General features: G+C 50.2%; 17 protein-coding genes. 5 read left to right on the forward strand and 12 right to left on the reverse strand.

Annotation, left to right across the window (positions count from 1 at the left end):
• Nucleotides 1–228, reverse strand: a 228-nt coding sequence (locus tag HCX92_RS00815; protein WP_169293026.1) for a transposase, incomplete at its 3' end; no start/stop codon positions are given.
• A gap of 439 nt (nucleotides 229–667) precedes the next feature.
• Here HCX92_RS00815 and HCX92_RS00820 point away from each other — a divergent pair.
• Both HCX92_RS00820 and HCX92_RS00825 read left to right on the forward strand, forming a co-directional pair.
• Nucleotides 668–1,309, forward strand: coding sequence for a hypothetical protein (locus tag HCX92_RS00820; protein WP_169293027.1), 642 nt, complete (start codon nucleotides 668–670; stop codon nucleotides 1,307–1,309).
• 191 nt (nucleotides 1,310–1,500) lie between these two features.
• Complete coding sequence (locus tag HCX92_RS00825) at nucleotides 1,501–2,970, forward strand: RNA-binding domain-containing protein (protein WP_169293028.1); 1,470 nt, start codon at nucleotides 1,501–1,503, stop codon at nucleotides 2,968–2,970.
• Nucleotides 2,971–3,158: 188 nt separating this feature from the next.
• On the opposite strand, the gene HCX92_RS00830 is transcribed toward HCX92_RS00825, so the two are convergent.
• From HCX92_RS00830 to HCX92_RS00855, 6 genes are all read right to left on the reverse strand, one after another.
• Complete coding sequence (locus tag HCX92_RS00830; RefSeq protein WP_169293029.1) at nucleotides 3,159–5,174, reverse strand: acetyl/propionyl/methylcrotonyl-CoA carboxylase subunit alpha; 2,016 nt, start codon at nucleotides 5,172–5,174, stop codon at nucleotides 3,159–3,161.
• Nucleotides 5,175–5,188: 14 nt separating this feature from the next.
• A complete protein-coding gene (locus HCX92_RS00835; protein WP_169293030.1) occupies nucleotides 5,189–6,796 on the reverse strand; it encodes a carboxyl transferase domain-containing protein in 1,608 nt (535 codons plus the stop codon).
• Nucleotides 6,797–6,912: 116 nt separating this feature from the next.
• Complete coding sequence (locus HCX92_RS00840; RefSeq protein WP_169293031.1) at nucleotides 6,913–8,094, reverse strand: acetyl-CoA C-acyltransferase; 1,182 nt, start codon at nucleotides 8,092–8,094, stop codon at nucleotides 6,913–6,915.
• Entirely contained in the window at nucleotides 8,094–9,941 is a 1,848-nt protein-coding gene (aceK, locus tag HCX92_RS00845) for a bifunctional isocitrate dehydrogenase kinase/phosphatase (protein WP_169293032.1), read from the reverse strand. The genes HCX92_RS00840 and aceK overlap by 1 nt, the downstream gene beginning before the upstream one ends.
• A gap of 38 nt (nucleotides 9,942–9,979) precedes the next feature.
• The gene (locus HCX92_RS00850) at nucleotides 9,980–11,158 is read right to left on the reverse strand and encodes an isovaleryl-CoA dehydrogenase (RefSeq protein ID WP_169293033.1); all 1,179 of its coding nucleotides are present in this window, start codon (nucleotides 11,156–11,158) and stop codon (nucleotides 9,980–9,982) included.
• Between the two features lie 81 nt (nucleotides 11,159–11,239).
• On the reverse strand, nucleotides 11,240–11,632 hold the full coding sequence (locus HCX92_RS00855; RefSeq protein WP_169293034.1) for a MerR family DNA-binding transcriptional regulator: 393 nt from the start codon (nucleotides 11,630–11,632) through the stop codon (nucleotides 11,240–11,242).
• Between the two features lie 80 nt (nucleotides 11,633–11,712).
• On the opposite strand from HCX92_RS00855, the gene HCX92_RS00860 reads away from it, so the two are divergent.
• Complete coding sequence (locus HCX92_RS00860; protein ID WP_169293035.1) at nucleotides 11,713–12,774, forward strand: MBL fold metallo-hydrolase; 1,062 nt, start codon at nucleotides 11,713–11,715, stop codon at nucleotides 12,772–12,774.
• On the opposite strand, the gene HCX92_RS00865 is transcribed toward HCX92_RS00860, so the two are convergent.
• Nucleotides 12,767–13,405: a LysE family translocator gene (locus tag HCX92_RS00865; protein WP_169293036.1), complete on the reverse strand. Its 639-nt coding sequence runs from the start codon at nucleotides 13,403–13,405 to the stop codon at nucleotides 12,767–12,769. The two genes, HCX92_RS00860 and HCX92_RS00865, sit on opposite strands and share 8 nt — an antisense overlap.
• Nucleotides 13,406–13,501: 96 nt before the next feature.
• Here HCX92_RS00865 and metC point away from each other — a divergent pair, with 96 nt between their 5' ends.
• Nucleotides 13,502–14,698 carry a cystathionine beta-lyase gene (gene metC / locus HCX92_RS00870; RefSeq protein WP_169293037.1) on the forward strand — a complete coding sequence of 399 codons (1,197 nt, stop codon included), beginning with the start codon at nucleotides 13,502–13,504 and terminating at the stop codon, nucleotides 14,696–14,698.
• 99 nt (nucleotides 14,699–14,797) lie between these two features.
• Here metC and HCX92_RS00875 read toward each other — a convergent pair whose 3' ends face one another.
• The 3 genes from HCX92_RS00875 to argS form a co-directional block, all read right to left on the reverse strand.
• On the reverse strand, nucleotides 14,798–15,433 hold the full coding sequence (locus tag HCX92_RS00875) for a thiol:disulfide interchange protein DsbA/DsbL (protein WP_248289963.1): 636 nt from the start codon (nucleotides 15,431–15,433) through the stop codon (nucleotides 14,798–14,800).
• 180 nt (nucleotides 15,434–15,613) lie between these two features.
• Complete coding sequence (locus tag HCX92_RS00880) at nucleotides 15,614–16,402, reverse strand: SPOR domain-containing protein (protein WP_169293038.1); 789 nt, start codon at nucleotides 16,400–16,402, stop codon at nucleotides 15,614–15,616.
• A 1-nt stretch (nucleotide 16,403) separates the two neighbouring features.
• Nucleotides 16,404–18,086, reverse strand: coding sequence for an arginine--tRNA ligase (gene argS / locus HCX92_RS00885; RefSeq protein WP_169293039.1), 1,683 nt, complete (start codon nucleotides 18,084–18,086; stop codon nucleotides 16,404–16,406).
• A gap of 358 nt (nucleotides 18,087–18,444) precedes the next feature.
• Between argS and HCX92_RS00890 the strand changes: the two genes are divergently transcribed.
• Entirely contained in the window at nucleotides 18,445–18,816 is a 372-nt protein-coding gene (locus HCX92_RS00890; RefSeq protein ID WP_169293040.1) for a hypothetical protein, read from the forward strand.
• Between the two features lie 108 nt (nucleotides 18,817–18,924).
• Here HCX92_RS00890 and HCX92_RS15005 read toward each other — a convergent pair.
• Nucleotides 18,925–21,839 (reverse strand): RHS repeat-associated core domain-containing protein (locus HCX92_RS15005; protein WP_169293041.1); only part of this gene is annotated, 2,915 nt, incomplete at its 5' end.

The following is a 21,839-nucleotide window of genomic DNA, read 5'->3' on the forward strand; positions in this document are numbered from 1 at the left end:
CTCCAAAGCCAATTCTGCGTACATTTTCTTTAGACGGGCATTTTCCACCTCGATGTCCCGCAATCGTTTCAAATCCGACGCCTCCAAACCACCGTACTTGCTTTTCCACTGGTAATAAGTCGCGTTGCTGATGCCATGCTCGCGACAAATATCGGTCACTTTCATGCCTTGCTCAGCCAATTTCAAAATAGCCACAATCTGAGTTTCTGTAAATTTAGATCGCTTCATGATTTCCTCCATCAAAGATGATAATGGCAGAAATCTCTGGTTTTGGCTTGTGCCTTTTTAGGGTAAGTTTACGAAATTAGTTTTTTATAGATCCATAATTTTTAAATTTATTATTAATACGACCGTAATTAGTGATAGTAATCATATTTTTTCTTTAGATGTTTTCTAAAAATAAATATTACAGTATTTGTAATTTAATTGTAAATTGTTTTTTATGGCAATTTTTGTATGGTGTTATATAGGGTTATATAGGGTTGTATAGGGTTGTATAGGGTTGTATAGGGTTGTATAGGGTTGTATAGGGTTGTATGTTGTTTTTATACTCTCTCTTTATTAATTTAAGAAATCGATATATTATATGAATCTTATTTTTTAAGTTGGCATATTATTAATAATCAGGAGAGTAATTATGGCATTAAATAATGAGTAAGTTAAAAGTTTGGATATCTCTATAAAAAAATATAATTTCCCGGCTGTTTATTTTGATTTTGATAGTAAGCAAGAAATTCGTGCTGCTGATATGCCTGAGCTTGAAACTTATATTCAGGGTTCACTAACTTCTGAAAGAGAACAAGACGTTAAAAATGGCTTGGCAAATGTTTTGTATTGGGGGTACGGTCAGATGGGAATTAGAAATACTCGTGTACAGCGTTTTTTTGAAGGCATTAGTAGTTCTCATATAAATTTATTTCAAAACCTGATCGAAAATAATGACAATTTAACTTTAAGGGAGATAAAAAATATTCATATGCCCCAGTATTCTGGTATTTCTTTTATTTCAAAAATATTAACTTTTCTGAATCCGGTTAATTATTGTGTTTTAGATAAACAAATACTAAAAATAAAAAATGGCTGTGAACATAGGGCCTTAAGTAATATACGAATACCTAATAGAGGTACACAAATTATTGTTACAGCTCATAATGAAGGCGTTTATAATGCGTGGAGAGCCGAATGTAAAAATATTTCTGAAAAATATTTTGATGGAAAATATCGTGCTGTAGATATAGAGCGAGGGTTTTTTAATTTTGTACAGAAAAATGATGTGTCATGGGCACAAAAAATTTATGCTGGTTTTTAACGTTTTACCTTGTTCTAACGCTTTGAGCTGATGTAATGACCCACTGATAAATTGTTTGTTATATGATGAGTATGCCTTTTTCCTCTCAGTACCCAGTCAAGCCGCATATGCCTTCAGCTACAATAATCTTTATGATCAAAAACATATGCAATGGCAAGCGCAAGTGAAAAAATGATAAAGGGTTTAGGGGTATGAACGCAAATCATCCGTTGTTATTGGAAATACAAAAGGGGGAAAGCACGACCCTTGAGTTTAAAAAGCAATTGCCCAAAGGCCAGCAAGTGGCAAAAACATTAATTGCTTTTGCTAATACCAGCGGGGGTAAGCTGGTGATTGGTGTAGATGACCGGCACCAGTTAAGCGGCGTTCAAGGTGATATTTTTGAACTGCAAGATCAAATCACTTCAATGGTTCATACGCTGTGCATGCCCAGCATTTTGCCTTCTATTTATATTGAAAATATTGCCGGCGTAGAGCTTTTGGTGATAGAGGTCAGCCGTGGGCCATTATTGCCTTATTATCTGAAATCACAAGGTCGGGAGCAGGGTGTTTATATTCGTTTAGGGGCAAGTAATCGGGTGGCTTCGCCCGAGTATGTGCGGCAGCTGGAATTACAACGTTTAAACCAGACCTTTGATGAACAGCCCAACCTGCAATATGGCTTGGCAGATATCAGTTTAGAGCCATTGCAACAGGCTTTTTCCAGGGAAGGCAAAGCGCTTTCTTTGGAAAAAATGAGGAATCTTAAACTGGTGATTCGCCAAAACGGGCAAGATTATCCCAGTCATGGTTTATTGATTCTACTGGGCATTTATGAGCAGGTGGAAATCAAGTGCAGCCGTTTTAAAGGCACAACCATGACGGTGTTTCTGGACAAGAAAGAGTATCGTGGTGATGTGTTTAATCAGTTGGAGCAGATTGAACAGTTCATTAAAAACCACCTGCATTTACATGCTGAAATAACGGGTTTGCAGCGTACGGAAAATTATGAAATTCCCATTGCCGCCATTCGTGAAGCCTTGGTAAATGCGGTGTTGCATCGTGACTATAGCAATGCCGGGCGTGATATTAAGGTAGGTATATATGATGATATTCTGAATATTGTTTCCCCGGGCGGTTTGCCACATGGCTTAACCGAAGAGGATTTGCTCAAAGGGCGTTCTGAAATCCGTAATCGTGTTATTGCCAGGGTTTTTAAAGAGCTTGGCTATATCGAGCAATGGGGAAGCGGTATCCTGCGTATTAAAGATTTGTGTTTGCAGGCAGGTAATGCAGAACCAAAATTGAGTGTACAGGGAGATTTTGTGGATTGGGTGTTTTATCGTGTGTCGTATGAGGGGTTAGGTGGCTCAATAGGTGGCTCAATAGGTGGCTCAATAGGTGGCTCAATAGGTGGCTCAATCAATGATAAGGTTTTAGATGAAAAAGCAGGAGATTCAATAGAGGATTCAATTGCCGTTAATGATTTAACTAGTCGTCAACGGGAAATTTTGGTTTGCATCCAAAACAATTCCAGGGTTTCTTATCGTGCGATGGCAGAGCAGATAGGTATTAATGAGTCAGCCATCAAGAAGCATTTGAATAATTTAAAGGCGGCTGGTTGGCTTGAGCGTGTGGGTGGAACCCGTGGCTATTGGGTAATTAAGAAAAAACTGGGTTGAAAATGGGTGGATTATTGTTTAAGTTAGGGATTGATTTGAGAACCACCCCGTCGCTGCGCGCCACCCCTCCACAGAGGGGAATTGTTTGAGGCTTCGCTGGGTGGGTTGGTTGGGCTAGGACCACCCCGGCGCTATGCGTCACCCCTCCACAGGAGGGGAATTTATTGTGACTTCGCTGACGGGGTGGTCTACCCCACTGTAATCAATTCCACCCCCTCCGTCACCTGATCACCCACGGCATAAAACACTTCCTCCACCTTGCCGTCCTCGGGGGCGGTGATGGTGTGTTCCATTTTCATGGCTTCCATAACCAGCAGGGCCTGGCCTTTGGTGACGGTATCGCCGGCCTGCACCAGCAAGGAAATAATCTTGCCGGGCATGGGGGCGGTCAGGCCGCCGCCGTGGGCGTCGCTGTCGTCGGCGGCGTGTTGAAGTTCATCGGGTTTGCCAATAATGGTCACGGTACCATTTTCAAAAACATGGGCCTGTTCACCTTGCATGACAACGGTCGCCTGGTGGTTGGAGCCGTTCAGGCTTAAACGACAGTGGCAGGTTTGGTCGGGGGTGATTTGCACCTGCCATTCAAAATCATAGCCAATGTCGTTATCCAGTAATTGCCATCCACTGGCGGTTTTTTCCAGGGTAACAAGGCGGGCTTCATCGTTGTCAATGACCCGGATATGCTGGGTGTAGTGGCCACTTAAACGCCAGCCATCGGTGGCTGACCAGGGATCGGCTTTGTTGGCATAGCGGTTGGTGGTGCTGCCGGTTTGTCCTTGTCGGGCCATGATGGCAGCGGTCAGGCTGGCCAGGGTAAATATACTGGCCTGCTTGGGGGCGGGCAGCAGCTGTTCGCTGTGCTTTTCAATTAAACCGGTATCCAGGTCGGCGGATGCAAAGGCACTGTTTTGCATCAGGCGGCCCAAAAAGGCCACGTTGGTATTCACCCCCACCACCCGGGTTTGCGCCAGTGCCTGTTGCATGCGGGCAATGGCCTGTTCGCGGCTGTCGGCCCATACAATCAGCTTGGCAATCATGGGGTCGTAAAAAGGGGAAATGGTATCGCCCTGGCGTACGCCGCCATCCACCCGAACCTCGCCCAGTTCAAATTTGACATGCTCGGGCAGTGTCAGGTTGCTTAGGGTACCAATCGAGGGCAGGAAGCCTTTTTCGGGGTTTTCTGCATAAATACGGGCCTCGATGGCATGGCCTTCAATAAACAAGTCATCCTGTTCGGCCGGCAGGGGTTCACCGGCAGCCACGCGCAGTTGCCATTCCACCAGGTCGGTGCCGGTAATCATTTCAGTCACGGGGTGCTCCACCTGCAGGCGGGTATTCATTTCCATGAAGTAGAAACGGCCATCGGGTTCGGCAATGAATTCCACCGTGCCGGCACCTACGTAGCCCACGGCTTTGGCGGCGGCCACGGCGGCTTCGCCCATTTCACGGCGACGTTCTTCGGTCATGCCGGGGGCCGGGGCTTCCTCAATGACTTTCTGGTGGCGGCGCTGCACCGAGCAATCGCGCTCAAACAGGTGAAGGGTATTGCCATGGCTGTCGGCAAAAACCTGGATTTCAATATGGCGCGGTTTGGTCAGGTAGCGTTCCACCAGGACTTTATCATCACCAAAACTGCTAATGGCTTCGCGCTTGCAAGAGCTTAGGGCTTCGGGAAATTCCTGCGAAGACTTAACGATCCGCATGCCCTTGCCACCTCCGCCGGCACTGGCTTTGATGAGTACCGGGTAGCCAATCTGGTCGGCCTGCAGGTGCAGGAACTCCATGTCCTGGTTGTCGCCATGGTAACCGGGTACCAGTGGTACACCGGCGGTTTCCATTAAGGCTTTGGCGGCGGATTTGCTGCCCATGGCGGCAATGGCGCTGGCGGGAGGGCCAATGAAGACAATGCCGGCCTTGGCGCAGGCCTGGGCAAAGTTTTCGTTTTCAGATAAAAAACCGTAGCCGGGGTGGATGGCCTGGGCCCCGGTTTGCCGGGCGGCCTGCAAAATGACATCGGCCCGCAGGTAGCTGTCACGGGGTTCGGATCCGCCAATGTAAACCGATTCATCGCAGGCGGCCACGTGGGCGGCCTGGGCATCGGCATCGGAATAAACGGCAACGGTCTGGATGCCCATGCGACGGGCGGTGGCGGCAACGCGGCAGGCAATTTCACCACGGTTGGCAATAAGTATTTTTTTAAACATGTGACGGGCTCCTGTTAAATGCGGAACACGCCAAATCGCGTGTCTTCAATCGGGGCGTTCAGGGCGGCGGAAAGGCTAAGTGCCAGGACACGACGGGTGTCTTCGGGCTTGATGATGCCATCGTCCCACAGGCGGGCGGTGGCATAGTAAGGGTGGCCTTCTTTTTCATACTGGTCGCGAATGGGGGCCTTGAAGGCTTCTTCCTCTTCGGCAGACCAGGTGCCGCCTTTGGCTTCGATGCCATCACGTTTAACGGTAGACAGCACGCTGGCGGCCTGTTCGCCACCCATGACCGAAATGCGCGCATTGGGCCACATGTACAGCATACGGGGGCCAAAGGCGCGACCGCACATGCCGTAGTTGCCAGCACCAAAGGAACCGCCAATAATCACGGTGACCTTGGGGACAGCCGCGGTTGACACAGCGGTTACCATTTTGGCGCCATGGCGGGCAATGCCTTCGTTTTCGTATTTGCGGCCTACCATGAAGCCGGTAATGTTCTGCAGGAAAACCAGCGGGATTTTGCGCTGGCAGCACAGTTCAATAAAGTGGGTGCCTTTTTGGGCGGCTTCGGAAAACAGGATGCCATTGTTGGCAATGATGCCCACCGGCATGCCATGGATATGGGCAAAGCCGGTAACCAGTGTGGTGCCGAAGCGGGCCTTGAATTCGTCAAATTCAGAGCCATCGGTAATACGGGCAATGACTTCACGCACGTCGTAAGGCTTGCGGGTATCGGCCGGAATAATGCCGTTGAGCTCTTGCGGGTCGTAAACGGGCGGACGGCTGGGAATGATATGCAGCTGCTGCGGTTTCTTGCGGTTCAGGCGTGCCACGGCCTGGCGTGCCAGTTGCAGGGCATGCATGTCATTGTTGGCCAGGTGGTCGGCCACGCCCGAAAGGCGGGTGTGTACATCGCCACCGCCCAGGTCTTCGGCCGTGACCACTTCACCGGTGGCGGCCTTGACCAGTGGCGGGCCGGCCAGGAAAATGGTGCCCTGGTTCTTGACGATGATGGACTCATCGCTCATGGCGGGGACATAGGCACCGCCCGCGGTACATGAGCCCATGACCACGGCAATTTGCGCAATGCCCAGTGATGACATGACAGCCTGGTTGTAGAAGATTCGCCCAAAGTGGTCGCGGTCGGGGAAGACCTCGTCCTGGCGGGGCAGGTTGGCGCCGCCAGAGTCAACCAGATAAATGCAGGGCAGGTGGTTTTGCAGGGCAATTTCCTGTGCCCGCAGGTGCTTCTTGACCGTGATGGGGTAGTAGGTGCCGCCTTTCACGGTAGCATCGTTGCAAACAATCATGCATTCAATGCCATTGACACGTCCAACGCCTGTAATAATGCCGCCACCGGGGGCTTCGTTGTTGTACAGGTTGTGTCCGGCCAGTGGTGACAGTTCCAGAAAAGGGGTCCCGGGGTCGAGCAGGCGCTCCACCCGTTCGCGAGGCAGCAGTTTGCCACGCGCAACATGTTTGGCACGCGCCGCTTCACTGCCGCCCAGTGCCGTGTTTTCCAGCAGTTGTTTCAGGTCATCAACCTGTTGCTGCATGAATTGTGCATTGTCAATGAAGGATTGTGCACGGGTATTGATTTTTGATGTGATAACTGGCATGTAGGTATGTCTCCTGTCCCTGCCTTTGTTACCTTCCCTGTTTTGGCAGGGAAGGTATGGAGGTTTTGCAAAATGCAAATTGCTTTTTTATTAAGGCTTTTGTTTTTTGTTAATGCTTAAAGCAGTTCAATGGCGACGGCAACGGCTTCGCCACCACCAATACACAGTGTGGCAATACCACGCTTGCCGCCTGTTTTACGCAGTGCACCGATCAGGGTGGTAATAATACGGGCACCTGATGCGCCAATGGGGTGACCCAGGGCGGTTGCGCCACCGTGAATGTTGACTTTGGCGTGATCCAGATTGAGCTCTTTCATGGCAGCCATGGTAACAACCGCAAAGGCTTCGTTAATTTCATACAGATCCACGTCGTCTTTGGTCCAGCCGACTTTTTTCAGCAATTTCTCAATGGCACCAACGGGGGCGGTGGTAAACCATTCCGGTTCTTGGGAGTGCTGGGCCTGACCAACGATTTTTGCCAGGGGTTTTACACCCAGCTCCTCAGCGGTAGAGGTGCGCATCAGCACCATGGCTGCTGCACCGTCAGAGATGGAAGATGAGTTGGCGGCGGTGACGCTACCGTCTTTCTTGAAGGCGGGGCGCAGTGTCGGGATTTTTTCCGGCTTGGCTTTACCGGGCGCCTCGTCAATGCTGACAACCGTGTTACCACGACGGTCTTCAATGGTGACCGGGGCAATTTCCCATTCGAAGCTGCCATCTTCAACGGCCTGCTTGGCGCGACGCAGGGATTCAATCGAAAATGCATCCTGTTCTTCACGGCTGAAGCTGTATTTGTCGGCACATAGCTCGGCAAACACGCCCATGGCGGTACCGCGCTGGTAAGCGTCTTCCAGGCCGTCCATGGCCATGTGGTCGTAAACGGTAGAGTGACCGTAGCGGTAACCCTGGCGCCCCTTGAGCAACAGGTAAGGTGCATTACTCATGCTTTCCTGGCCACCGGCAACGGCAACGTCAATAGAGCCGGCTGCCAGCATGTCGTGGGCAAACATGGCGGCTTTCATGCCTGATCCGCATACTTTGTGAATGGTGGTGCAGGAAACGCTTTTGGGCAGACCGGCACCCAAAGCGGCCTGGCGTGCGGGCGCCTGGCCCTGGCCCGCCTGCAGCACGTTACCCATAATGACTTCCTGAACAGCCTCGGGCTTGATGCCGGCGCGCTCAACCGCGCTTTTAATGGCAACAGCACCCAGCTGGTTGGCGGCCAAGGGTGACAGGCTACCCATCATGCCGCCCATGGGGGTACGGGCAACGGAAACGATTACGATAGGATCAGACATTACAATTCCTTTTGGTTGGTAAGTTCAGGCCGACTGACATGCAGGCGACGCGAGAACGGATAAGGGAAAATATCCTCGATCTTGCCGGCGGCGACACGATCTTTGCGTGTTTGCCACCATTTATAATCGAGCAAATGCGGGTGGTGCTTCATGAAGGCGGCACGTACGCGTGGATTGCCCAGCAGGAAGCGTTCGAATTCTTCGGGAAAGACATCGTTGGGATGTATTGGATACCAGGGCTCACCTGACATCTCGGCCTCTTCGTTGGGGGCCGGCGGAATGGCACGGAAGTTCATTTCGCGCATGGGCTGGATTTCATCATAGTCATAGAAGACGATCCGGCCCAGGCGGGTTACACCAAAGTTCTTGAACAGCATATCGCCAGCAAAAATATTGGCCGCCGCCAGCTCGGCAATGGCGTCACCATAGCCTTTGATGGCATTGTCCAGGGCTTCATCATTGGCCTGACTCAGGAAGATGTTCAGTGGCGTCATGCGTCGTTCGATGTAGACGTGGCGAATCACGATACTGTCTTCGGTCTCTTCTATCAGACTGGGTACCTGGCTGCGCAATTCTTCGAGCAGTGCGGGTGAGCAGCGCTTGCGCGGCAGGGCTACCAGCGAGTATTCCCAGGTATCGGCCATGCGGCCAACCCGGTCATGCATCTTGACCATGTGATATTTTTTTCTCACGATTTCATGGGTCATGCCGTCTTTATTGATGCGGTCGCGGATGAGCTTGAAGACATACGGGTAAGAAGGCAGCGTGAACACCGTCATGACCATGCCCTTAATCCCGGGCGCGATGTCAAACTGGTCGTGCGAGTTGTTCAGGTGATACAGGAAGTCACGGTAAAAAAGGGTTTTGCCCTGTTTTTGCAGACCGATGGCGGTGTACAGTTCGGCTTTGGGTTTGCTGGGCAGCAGAGACGACAAAAACGCCACATAGGCCGAAGGCACTTCCATGTCGACCAGAAAGTAGGCGCGGGTAAAGCTGAACAGGGTACTGATGTCATCGGTGGTGCTTAAGAAAGCATCCAGTTCAATTTCGTTGGCGGGCGTGTGCAGTAGCGGGATGCCAAACGGGTAGACAATATTGTTATTAATGAAACGTCCCACAATATAGGCACCCTTGTTGCGAAAGAACAGGGTGTTCAGGACATGGATCTGGCAGTCGGGGGCAATGCGCTTGCCGCCGCTTTTGATTAATTTCTGGCGCAAGATGCCAATGGCTCTGCGGGCCACTTTTCGGGCATCGTAAGGCAGGTTCTTGAAGGGGGATGCCAGGCCGTAATCGGCCACCATTTTGATGATGGATTTTTCAATGCCGTCAATGTGTGGGTAATACACGCGGTAAGACTGATGTTCTGAGTCCAGGTATTCGGTGGCAATGGCCGGGCGCACGAACAGAAAAGCATTGTGAAAGTAATCACGGTGCAGGATCCGGCAGGTGACCGAGTTGAAAAACGTTTCAGCGCATTCGGGCTGCTGGTGGTTGGTCAGCAGGCGGACATATTCCTGTTTGATCGACTGCCAGTAGTTGATTTGTTCCGGCGTCAGGTCTCCGTGCTTTTCTTGTGGCATGCCCTGGGTCTTGTTGAGCATGTTATTGATCTGGTAGGTGCATTCGCGCACCCGGGTGTCATAGTATTCGATCCGCTCTTTGGAGACCCGCTGTATGCCGTGCCAGTCGTGTGATTCAAACAGGGACTTGGCACGCTGGGCCACATAGCGGAACAGGGAGTAATGCCGATCAAACCCTGCCAGGATTTTTTGCGCCACTTCTCCCGGAGGTGGAAGGGTTTTGTCCAGTTGTTGGATGAGTTGATGATCGGCGTTATAAGTCATGACATTATGTGACAAGTATTTAAAACCCTATTATTGCTTTATTTTGTTTCATTGAACAGTTCCCGACCAATGAGCATGCGACGGATTTCACTGGTGCCGGCACCAATTTCATAAAGCTTGGCATCCCGCCACATGCGGCCGGTGGGATATTCGTTAATGTAACCGTTACCGCCCAGGATTTGAATGCCTTCACCGGCCATCCAGGTGGCTTTTTCAGCGCAGTACAAAATAACGGCCGCGCAATCTTTGCGCACTTCGCGGACATGGCTGCTGCCCAGGCGATCCAGGTTTTTACCAACGGTGTAGCAAAAGGCGCGGCTGGCCTGCAGGGTAGTGTACATATCGGCCACTTTGCCCTGGATCAGCTGGAACTCACCAATAGACTGGCCAAACTGTTTGCGGTCATGCGTGTAAGGCACTACTATGTCCATGACACCCTGCATGATGCCCAGCGGGCCGCCGGCCAGCACGGCGCGTTCATAGTCCAGTCCGCTCATGAGGACCCTGACCCCGCCGTTCAGTTCACCCAGGATGTTTTCTTCGGGTACTTCACAGTTGTCAAACACCAGCTCACCGGTGTGGCTGCCCCGCATGCCCATTTTGTCCAGTTTTTGCGCCACTGAAAAACCCTTGAAGCCCTTTTCGATAATGAAAGCGGTAATGCCGCGCTGGTGGGCTTCCGGATCTGTTTTGGCATAGACAACCAGGGTATCGGCATCAGGGCCGTTGGTAATCCACATTTTGCTGCCGTTCAGGATGTATTTGTCGCCTTTTTTCTCGGCGCGCAGTTTCATGCTGACGACGTCGGAACCGGCGCCCGGCTCGCTCATGGCCAGGGCACCAATATGTTCTCCGCTAATGAGTTTGGGCAGGTATTTTTGTTTTTGCGCCTCGGTACCGTTGCGGTTAAGCTGGTTGACGCACAGGTTTGAATGGGCCCCATAGGAAAGGGCAATGGCGGCACTGGCACGGGACAGTTCTTCCATGGCAATCATGTGTGCCAGGTAACCCAGATTGGTGCCACCGTATTCTTCGCCAACAGTGAGGCCCAGCAGGCCCAGGTCGCCGAATTTTTTCCATAGGTCCATGGGAAACTGGTCGCTGCGGTCAACTTCCTGGGCACGGGGTGCAATTTCTGCCTGGGCAAAAGTACGCACGGCATCGCGCAGCATGTCCAGGTCTTCGCCCAAGTCGAAATTCAGTCCGGGTAAATTCATGATGTTTGTCTCCTGTGAGTTTTTTCTTTACATTATATCTATGAAATATAACAGAAATAAGATATTCCGTTTACGTTAACGTCAAGATTGGTTTTGCTCGTGTTTTTTTAGCAACCCAATGCAGTGTTCCTCCTGGTTGTGGATTTCCTGCAGGATGGCTTCAAGATCGCGTTTTTGGCTTTCAAGCTGCTCTTTGTGCCGGTTAAGCATGGCAATGTATTGTTTGAGCTGGGGGGCGGTGCTGCCGGGGCCATCATACATGTCAATCAGGCTGCTGATGTCGGCCAGCTGGAAACCCAGCCGCTTGCCACGCAGGGCCAGCTTCAGGCGCGTTTTGTCTTTTTGCGTATAAATGCGTTTTTGGCCTTCGCGCCTGGGGTTGATAATACCGTGGTCTTCATAAAATCGTAAAGTGCGCGGCGTTATATTGAATTCCTGCGCCAATTCCGATATGGACCATGTTCTTTGTGTCATAATTGATTCTAATACTTACAGTTTACGTAAACGTAAAGTATGATCCATGAATTAAATATAAAAGTCAATAAGGAGAAATAATGAATGTGAACGAAGCAAAGCTGATTTACCCCTTGGGTAACACACAGCCAGAGCCGGGGTTTGCAATCGAGGTGGCACCGGGAGTCAAATGGATACGCATGCCTTTGCCGTTTGCGCTGGACCATATCAATTTATGGTTGCTGGCCGATGAAGTCAACGGGCAAAAGGGCTGGACGATTGTGGATTGCGGCATTGCCAAAGACCCGGTCAAGGATTTGTGGGAAGAGGTATTCAGGAATGAACTGGATGGCCTGCCCGTGCTGAGGGTGGTGGTCACCCATATGCATCCCGACCACGTTGGCCTGGCGGGCTGGTTGTGCGAGAAGTTTGATGTGCCTCTGTATATGAGCATGACCGATTATTACGTTTCACGCATGTGGTCATCGCAACCGGTGGGTGGCGCGGGAACGGGGGGCGATGTGGCGGTACGGCATTTTTCACGCCATGGCCTGACAGACCCCGATTCCCAGGAAAAAATCCGTGCCCGGGCCACCTATTACCCAGGCCTGGTTTGTACCCCTCCCAACCGTTTTTGCCGCCTGATGGATGGCGATACCCTGCGGATTGGCAACAACGACTGGCAACTCATTTCAGGTTATGGGCATGCACCCGAGCATATGGCTTTGTACAGTCCTGTGCTGAAGGTTCTGATTTCGGGCGATATGGTCTTGCCACGCATTTCAACCAATGTGAGTGTGTTTGATCATGAGCCCGATGGCAATCCCCTGCCTTTGTATTTGAAATCATTGGATAAGTATCTGGCGCTTGATGAAGATACCCTGGTGTTGCCTTCGCATGGTCGCCCGTTCAAGGGCCTGCATGAGCGGATTCGCCAGCAGCACGAGCATCATGCCGAGCGTCTGGCCGAAGTGCTGGAATTATGCCAGCAGCCCATGAGTACCAAGGATGTGGTGCCGCATATGTTCAGGCGTGAGCTGGATTTGCACCAGCTAACCTTTGCCATGGGCGAGGCGCTGGCACATTTGCACGCCTTGTATTTTGACGGCAAGCTAAAGCGGGAAACCGGTAGCGATGGTGTTGTACGGTTTGTCGTTATTTAGTACTGAATGCCAGCCTGAGGGCCAGCCCTGCAAAGACCAGCGCGGTAAAACGGTTCAATACGATCTGTGCCCGGGCCGATCTTTTCAGGAGCTGGCCAAAATAACCTGAAAATATCACGATACTGCAGAACACCAGGAATGCGGACAAGATGAAAATTAAGCTCAGTAAAATCAGTTGAAATTTTACCGAGCCAATCGCAGGATTGGTGAACTGGGGCAGGAAGGCCAGAAAGAACAGACTGACCTTGGGGTTACTCATACTCATTAAAATGCCGCGTCGGTAAAACTGGCGGCCACTTAGGGCAGGTGCGCCAGGGGGATCTTCAGTGGAAGACACTGCCCCTACCGGTCCCGCCTTGAGGGCACCCCAGGCCAAATACAATAAATATGCGGCACCCAGCAGTTTGAGGATGGTAAATGCCGTGTTTGAGGCGGCAATTAACCCGGCAATGCCCACTGTCACAATAAAGGTATGAAACAGCAGGCCGGTACACAAGCCCAATACAATCAGGAATCCGGTGCGGTAACCGTGCAGGGCGCTTTGCAGCAGGACAAAAATATTGTCGGGGCCAGGGGAAATAGCCAACAGGACACACAGGCCAAAGTATACAAAGAGGGTTTCGGGTGTCATAAAATCGGGTAGGGCCGGTTAAACTAAATGGCATATTTTAACGGGACAGCCCCTATAATGGGGGGTAATATTTCACCCAAAATAAAGAATCTTTCCATGAACAAAAAACTTTCCCTGCTTACTCAGTTACAGCATCTTGGCACCGCGCCCTGTGATGAAACCACCCCGGTTGCGCCGGTAGGCCTGCCTTCCATCAGAACCAGCACGGTCCGGTTCAATACCATTGAAGACCTTGAGGCCACTTACCGCCGTAAAAGCAAGGGCGAGCGGCTGGTGACTTATGGTCGTATGGGGATGGAAACGCATGCCGCCCTGGAAGACATTTTTTGCCAGCTGGAAGGGGGTAAGCGCTGTTTCCTGGCATCGTCCGGCCTGGGGGCCATTACCATGTCGCTGCTGTCCCTGTTAAGTGCCGGCGACCATATGCTGGTGGCCGATTGCGTGTATGGGCCGGTGCGTCATCTGGCCAATACGGTGTTAAGCCGCATGAATATTGAATTTACTTATGTGTCTGCGCAATCCACGGATACCCTGCAGGCGCAGCTCAAGACCAATACCAGGGTTCTGTATGTTGAGTCGCCCGGTTCCTTGCTATTTGAAATGCTGGACATTCCTGCCCTGGCTGCATTTGCCAGACAGCATGGGCTTATTCTGGTGGTGGATAACACCTGGGGTTCGGGTTATGCCTGTCAACCGCTGGAACTGGGGGCCGATGTCAGTGTGATTGCCGGCACCAAGTATGTGGGCGGGCATTCCGACTTAATGCTGGGTGCGGTAGTGGCCAAAGACAAGGCACTTATCGAGCGGATAGACCTGAACCAATATGCCATGGGGTATTCAGTCAGTGCCGATGATGCCTGGCTGGCGATTCGGGGTGTGCGCACCTTGCCTGTCCGTATGGATCAACATGCCCGCAGTGCCTTGCAGGTATGCCGCTATTTTGATGACCTGCCAGAAACACGACGCATTTTTCATCCTGCTTTTGAGAAAGACCCCGGCCATGCCTTGTGGAAGCGTGATTGCACGGGCTCCAACGGTATGTTGTCTATTGAACTGGCACTTTCCGATCGCCAGATCCGCACTTTCGTGAATGCGCTGGAATTGTTCAGTATTGGTTATTCGTGGGGCGGCTTTGAAAGCCTGATTCAGTGGGTGGATCGTCCGACACTGGAAAACCATGCATACTGGAGTCGGGAAGATAACCAGATCATCCGCTTGCATATCGGGTTGGAAAGCGTCATAGACCTGGTTGATGACCTGGATCAGGCCTTGCAAAAAGCCAGGGCGGTTTGATGTAATGAAAACAGCACACCGTTTCTTGGGTGTGCTGTTTGCGCCCTGTCAAGGGTAATGCCCGGTTTTTGTCGGGTCATGGCACTGACTGATGCATGCTTATTGGTTGCCGGCCAGTACCTGGTCGAGTAGCGCCTGGGCTTCCAGCAGGCTGGATGCGTAGGTGCCGGTCATGCCGGGTGAAGTCAGATATTTGCCGCTAACGGCAATTGAAGGGGTGGCCTGTACCTGATACAGGTCGGACAGTTCTGTTGCACGCTTGGCTTTGGCGCCTACACCAAACGAATCGTAGGCGGCAATAAACTCGTCTTTATCGATACCCTGTTCGACAGCCCAACTAATGATCGCATCACGGTTGAACAGTTTTTTGCCTTCTTTGTGGATGGCATTAAATACTTTGGGGTGCAGGTCTGTTTTGTCCAGTGCCACCAATGAGTAATACAGGTGCTGCATGGGTTGCATGGAGGCGTTGAAGGCAACCGGCACGGGTATGAACGCCACGTTGTCTGGCAGTTTCTCTTTCCAGTCCTGGAACATGGGTTCCATTTCAGCGCAGTGCGAGCAGCTGTATGAAAAGAACTCAAGCACTTCGGTTTTATCGGGGGTATCGGAAGGCTGTGCAGTTTCAAGCGTGATGTATTTAATGCCGGATTGGGCCATGGCTGGAACAAAAGCGGCGGCACCCATAATGGCCAGGGCGGAAAACGTGTGTTTGAAAATTGTTTTAATCATCATTGTTTATTCGCATTAAAAAGTATTGATCAGGGGCTTGTTGCACTTATTGTTCTTGCTGAAGAACAATAAGCCGGATGTAGCGCAAAATACAGTAAAAACCGTAATAAGACCAGTTATAAAACAAAAAGTTCAGCTTGTGTGAGAATGGAAATGCGACGCAACAGATAATTGGCGCATAGTTTAGCGAACAATGGTTGAACTGATTTTTGCTTTGCTTAATTCGGTGCGCGAGCGGTTCAGCTCATCATCATTTTTGAATGGGCCAATCCGCACCCGGTTGATTTCCACATTGTTAACGGTAATTTTGGTAATTTCCGCGTTGTAGCCCATCAGGATCATGCGGGCCCTGATAGAGTCGGCCTCTTTGGCATTGCGAAAAGCACCTACCTGAAGATAGCGGCTGCCGGTAGCGGTGGGTTGGGCGGTATTAAGCGGAATGTCTTTGCCTTTGGAGGTCAGGGCAAGTTTTTGTTCAGTGGCAGGGCTGGCAGGCGCTGCCGTTTTGGTTTCGTTATTAGCCTTGACGGGTGCGCTGCCTGCCGGCAACTGATTGATTAATGAACCAATCTGGTCTTGTGACAGGCCCGATGGCGGTGTTTTCACGGGATCTGCCGAGGTTAACGGACGAAGAGGTGGCAGATTGCCCGTGCCCGAGGGGGCGTTTTGCGTGCTGGTGATGCGGCCATCATTGCTGAGCCAGGCGTTAGGGTCTGGCAAAGGCTGGTTGCCGGGCGATGTGCTGCCCACCGTTGACGATGAGGTGCCCGGCATTTTTATGCCCGATGAAGACGTATTGCCCGAATTGTCCCTGAAGGGTAGTGGTGTGCGGGTTAGCATGAAAGCGGCAATCGCGGCAATGGTAAGGCCAATAATAAGCCCGGTCAGGATTGACGAGAACGAACTGCTGCTGCTGTTGCTGCTGCTTCTGGACCTTGAGGATGAGGATCGGGTAGTACGTCTTTTGGCCATATTACATTTTTTCTGGAGCACTAACTCCAAGCAGGTTAAGGGCGTTTGCAATAACCTGACGGGTGCTGTCGGCCAGGCGCAAACGAGCCAGTTTAAGGGCCTGGTCTTCTACCATAATGCGTTCGGCGTTATACCATGAATGGAAATCGGCGGCACAGTCCAGTAACCAGAAAGCAATGTGGTGGGGCGCAAGCTCTTTTGCGGCCAACTGAATGACGTTGGGCAGCTCGGCCAGTCGACGCAGCAGGGTGATTTCACTGGGCGCTGTCAGCAGGGAAACATCCGCATCTTTAAGATACGCCAGCAGATCGGCCGAGTCACGTAAAATCTTGCAAATTCGTGCATGTGCGTATTGTACGTAATACACCGGGTTTTCTTCGCCCTTGGCCAGTGCCAGGTCAATGTCAAAAACGAACTCGGTATCGGCACGGCGCTGGATCAGGAAAAATCTCACAGCGTCCTGGCCCACCCATTCGATCAGGTCGCGCATGGTGACGTAACTGCCTGCCCGTTTGGAAATCTTGACTTCCTGACCGCCACGCATGACTTTGACCATTTTATGCAGGATATAGGCGGGGTAGTCTTTGGGGATACCCATGTTCAGGGCCTGCAGGCCGGCTCGCACGCGGGCTACCGTACCATGGTGATCGCTGCCCTGGATATTGACGGCATGGTTGAATCCACGCTGCCATTTGGTGACATGGTAGGCCACATCGGGTACAAAATAAGTATAGCCGCCATCGGACTTGCGCATGACGCGGTCCTTGTCATCGCCGGTACCCAGTTCAGTGGTTTTCAGCCACAGCGCGTTTTCATGCTCGTAGGTATAGCCGCTTTCAATCAGCTTTTGTACCGTTTCAGCTACTTTGCCATCGCTGTACAAAGAGCTTTCCAGATAATAGTTGTCGAACTGCAGGTTGAATGCCTGCAAGTCCAGATCCTGTTCATGACGCAGGTAGGCCACGGCAAAGCGACGGATATCATCCATATTGTTGATATCGCCGGAAGCGGTAATGGTTTGCCCATCGGCTGTTACCGATTTTTTATCAAGGAAGTCGCGGGCAATATCGGCAATGTAATCGCCACGGTAGCCATCGGCAGGGTATTCTTTTGAATCTGGGGTAATACCTTTGGCGTGGGCCTGCACACTGATGGTCAGGTTGTTGATTTGATTGCCGGCATCATTGTAGTAGAACTCGCGGTGTACTTTATAGCCACTGGCGGAATACAGGCGACAAATGCAGTCACCCAGCGCAGCCTGGCGGGCATGCCCGACGTGCAGCGGACCGGTGGGGTTGGCGGAAACAAATTCAACAATAACGCTTTCCCCATTGCCGGGGGCATTGCCATATGCGCTGCCTTGTTCCGCAATGACGTTGGCCACGGCCTGATGGGTAGCCTGGGTAAGACGCAGGTTGATAAAACCCGGCCCGGCAATTTCGGCAGCGGCCAGAAAAGATTTCGTGTCTTCATTACCCAACAGGGCATTGACGATTTCCTGTGCCAGTTCACGCGGATTGCGTTTGTTGGGCTTGGCCAGTTGCATGGCAACGTTGGTGGCAATATCGCCATGTTCGGGTTGTTTGGGGCGTTCCAGTTTGATAACCGGGTTGCTGCCGGGCAGAATGCCTTCAACAGCGGTGGCCAGCGCGGCCTGGATTTGTTGTTGTAGCTCTGGGAGCATAGGAGTTGACTGTATAAAAAAGTGGTAAAAAAGCCGGCAACATGATGATTGTCATGAAGAGAAGAGACCCGCCAGCCTGTTTAATGAATCTTGAAAATTGCCATAATCATAGCATATTGACCGTTTTTAACGGCCAGATCGTTGTTACCTTGTTTCCTTTAGCGCTGGAAGCGGGTGTGGATATGGCAAGTGTTTTGTACCCAGGCTGCAGGCCTTTCTGTATCGCGGGAACCCGAGAAAACGCATGCGTAAATACCCTAGCTGGCAAGATGGATTTACTGAACTTTTTCCATTATACTTTTTCAGCCCGAATGGGTGATGGAGTTTACTTTCAATTTACTAATAGAGCATAAAGATAATGAAAACCTTATTGCGCACAACATGCCTGGCTTTGATGCTGGCCTTACCACTGACTGCTTGCAAAACATTGCAAGGTGGCGGCACTTCTGGTGCCAACAAATATGACATGACTTATCTGCGTACCCAGATTAAGCCTGGTGTCACAACTTCTGAGGAGATCATTAGCCTGTTTGGCCAACCGTCCTATCGGGATGATGGAGCGAAAGGGCCTAATTATTGGGCTTATGAAGAGTCCAAGGATAATGCTTTGTTTAGTTCCGCCATGAGTTCTTTGGGGCTGGGTACCGCTGGCAATGCGATGTCTGGCAATCGTAGCCTGAATATCCACTTTACCAATAATCGCGTGCACGACTTTAACGTTACCCAATAGTAACGTTTGAAGGAGTTGGTTTTGGCCAGTTGGTAGGCCCCTGTTATGTTTTTATAAGCCTCCCCGTTTCGGGAGAGGCGAATGAATTGATTGGCTTTCGTGTTGTTGCTAGAAAGGGGCATCCCAGTGTAAGTTTTGTTTAAGCCATTGTTTATAGGCAGGGACATCTATTTCTCCTACGATGCGATGAGAAGGACCAAAACGTCCGGGAGTGTCGGGGTGTTTATCAATGCGGCGAATGAATGGCTCTAATTCTTCCCTTATCGTTGTACCCAGGGTGGGGTGATCTTTCTGCCATAGGTTTCTTTCGTTGTGACCGGCTGTCTGAACGTGCCTGTCCCGAAGGGGGGTGGTGCCACCGTTATCGGGAGTGCCATGCATGAAAGGGTTGTCTACACGTTGCAGGTTTTCTGGGTAGTATGCATAATCTTTGTAGAAATCAAGTGGATCTAATGAAACTCCTGCTTGTGTAGCTTGCCAGTGTATCCAGGCTAGGGAAATATCACCCAGATCGCTATATTGTCCTGGTCTGGGGTTGTTTCGGTCGTTGGGATCACTATCCCAGACAATGCCACCAATGTCTGAGTGGGCTCCGATAAAACCCTGTTCAATATAATTGTTACCGCTACCTGTAAGTATAGTTACTGGGAAGAGTTCTCTGAACTCGTGTATTGCCACGGCATGTGCAACCCATTTCCATTTTTTGGGTACATCATAATCCATTTCATGATTAGAGCTACCTCTGCTACCCAATTGGGTAACGTTGTCGAAAAGTCCAATAAAACGCAGGTCTAGGCAAGCCTGTATGGTTTTTAGTTTGTTGTTATTTACTGCGTCATGATAAATATAAGTGAATAAACCATTTTCATCAGTATGCTCGGCAAGTAAGTTAGCAAAAATAAGTGCAAAGGTGGCTCCTCGGGAAAAGCCTACTAGGTCAATAGTAAAAGAAGGGATGAATGAGGGGTCCCTCACAATAGGTATGGGCTCTTTCTTTCCGTAGAAGTATGGATCAATTTTCTTAAATAGTTTTTTGAGTTGTTCTTGAATAATAAATTGTGTTTTAGTAGCAGATAAGAGGTCAATGGTAGTACTCATATCATCAAAATAAGGAAGGGCACCAGAGCCCTCAATGTAACCGCCCTTTTCTCCTCGGTATAAACGTTGAAATTTGCTGACATTACTGTGGGAATATTCATTATTATTGGTTCCATCAAAAGCAAAGAGTAATAATCCTAAAGGGTCAGTAAAGCGGCGCGGCTGTTGGGCAGCATAGCCAAATGGATCGTTATTGGTTGTTGGTCCAATTGGATCCGGCTCCAGATAATGTCCTGCTTCGGGGTCATAGTAACGTTGCATGTTGTAATGCCAGCCGGTTTCTTTATCGTAATATTGTCCGGGCAGGCGCGGGTTGAATTCAATATCGGCATGCAGAATATGGCTTTGTCCAGTAGGGCTGTTATGGGCTAGCCAGTGAATTTTCTGCTCTTGGTCAGTCACCATGAAAGGTTGGCCGATGTGGTCTGTATGAATGAAATACAATTTTGACTGATGAGGTTGTTGGGGAGGTAGTGCTTTTTGGGCTGATGCGTCATGTGGTAAAGCGTATTCATAGGGAAACATTGCTTTTTCATACTCAATGAAAGCCACAGGCAGATTGCCAGCATAAATATAGCGGCGGTCAATATTGCCATTCAGTCCGCGCCGTGAGTGCTTGTCTTTATAAGTGGTCCATTCACCGGATAACTTATTGTTTTCATAGTAATAATAGGTGTGGCTGTTTGGCGTTTTTTTGAGGATTCGTTGACCGAGTGCGTTATAAAGATAGGTGGCAATCGGTTTTTTGTCTTTGCTTATGAAACGAAGTCTACGACTGGCATCGTAAATAAGATCAAACTCATTTATCTTGAGTGGCAAACCGCTGGCATCACGTTCAATAGCGGGTTTAATGGTATCGCTGCCATTATAATAAGCGGCACTGGAGCCATCCTTGTTCCAGGCATAATGGTGTTGGCCAGACAGATCCTGTTCTTTATATTGGGCGCTGCTTTTGGTGCTGATCATTCTTTGGGAAGGATCATATGCATAATTGCGGCCTGCTTCGTATTTTGCGTCTGGCACAATGACGGTTTCGCTGTGCAGGGTGTTGTCTTCAGAGAAATCCAGTGTCTGGGTCCAGAACCGTTTGTCTTTATTCCATAAGCTAAGCTGGGTTTGTCCTGCATCGGTCTTAAGGGCATGAAAGGCCAACTGGTTGCCCAGCACATAGCCTTTTTCGGGAATGCTGGAATCCATGATTAAATGGTGTTTTTTGCCGGATTGTTCGGTCCAAATGATAGTTTCAGGTTTGTTTTCCTGATTGTAAAAATAGCTTATATGTCCGCCTTCGGGTAAGTGGTGAATCCGGGTTTTTCCATCGTTCTCAAATGTATATTTGTCCTCAAAGCTGATTTGGGCTGCCTGTATTGGATTGCGTTCCGTACTGGCGATTAAAGTATTTTTCTGTCGTGTGTCATATCGTATTGTTTCCAAGTCATGCTGAAGAATGATGTAGTTTTTTTCAGGGCTTGTAAGAATTTTTATGGTGCTTGAAAGGTCTTTATCTTTTGAGGTTTCCGTCACCTTTGCAAGTTGCCCGTCTTTATCATATTCAAACAGAGCCCGGTCTCCATTGGCAAATTTCTGTTCAACCGGCTGGTTTCTGTCGTTATAGCGGGTGTGTTCGGCGCCTGTAATCTTGCTGAACCATGTTATCGGACGGTCTTTGGCATCGTAATGCAGTTGCAGCCCGGTCCAGGGTGAACGGTTTATGTCCAGTTGTCTGATATTGTCGTTTTCATCGTAATGAATCCGGGTGCCATTCAGGCTGGTCATTCTTCCCTTGCTGTCATACTCGGCTTGGGTGCCGGGTATGGCGCAACCATAACAGCCTGCTCCTTTGACTGCTTCCAGTACATATTTTCCACCCTTGATGGAAGTATGAAAATCGGTGTGCTTGCCATCGGTATTTTTAACACGCGTGA

Source organism: Advenella sp. EE-W14 (genome assembly GCF_012923605.1).
In the GTDB taxonomy this organism is placed as follows: domain Bacteria; phylum Pseudomonadota; class Gammaproteobacteria; order Burkholderiales; family Burkholderiaceae_B; genus Advenella; species Advenella alkanexedens.

Excerpts from the sequence above, each read along its gene's own strand:
- HCX92_RS00840 (WP_169293031.1), bottom strand. The coding sequence starts at position 8,094 with ATGTCTGATCCTATCGTAATCGTTTCCGTTGCCCGTACCCCCATGGGC.
- HCX92_RS00865 (WP_169293036.1), bottom strand. The coding sequence starts at position 13,405 with ATGACACCCGAAACCCTCTTTGTATACTTTGGCCTGTGTGTCCTGTTG.
- HCX92_RS00875 (WP_248289963.1), bottom strand. The coding sequence starts at position 15,433 with ATGATGATTAAAACAATTTTCAAACACACGTTTTCCGCCCTGGCCATT.
- HCX92_RS00835 (WP_169293030.1), bottom strand. The coding sequence starts at position 6,796 with ATGCCAGTTATCACATCAAAAATCAATACCCGTGCACAATCCTTCATT.
- HCX92_RS00825 (WP_169293028.1), top strand. The coding sequence starts at position 1,501 with ATGAACGCAAATCATCCGTTGTTATTGGAAATACAAAAGGGGGAAAGC.
- HCX92_RS00890 (WP_169293040.1), top strand. The coding sequence starts at position 18,445 with ATGAAAACCTTATTGCGCACAACATGCCTGGCTTTGATGCTGGCCTTA.
- aceK (WP_169293032.1), bottom strand. The coding sequence starts at position 9,941 with ATGACTTATAACGCCGATCATCAACTCATCCAACAACTGGACAAAACC.
- HCX92_RS00860 (WP_169293035.1), top strand. The coding sequence starts at position 11,713 with ATGAATGTGAACGAAGCAAAGCTGATTTACCCCTTGGGTAACACACAG.
- HCX92_RS00850 (WP_169293033.1), bottom strand. The coding sequence starts at position 11,158 with ATGAATTTACCCGGACTGAATTTCGACTTGGGCGAAGACCTGGACATG.
- argS (WP_169293039.1), bottom strand. The coding sequence starts at position 18,086 with ATGCTCCCAGAGCTACAACAACAAATCCAGGCCGCGCTGGCCACCGCT.
- HCX92_RS00880 (WP_169293038.1), bottom strand. The coding sequence starts at position 16,402 with ATGGCCAAAAGACGTACTACCCGATCCTCATCCTCAAGGTCCAGAAGC.
- HCX92_RS00855 (WP_169293034.1), bottom strand. The coding sequence starts at position 11,632 with ATGACACAAAGAACATGGTCCATATCGGAATTGGCGCAGGAATTCAAT.
- metC (WP_169293037.1), top strand. The coding sequence starts at position 13,502 with ATGAACAAAAAACTTTCCCTGCTTACTCAGTTACAGCATCTTGGCACC.
- HCX92_RS00830 (WP_169293029.1), bottom strand. The coding sequence starts at position 5,174 with ATGTTTAAAAAAATACTTATTGCCAACCGTGGTGAAATTGCCTGCCGC.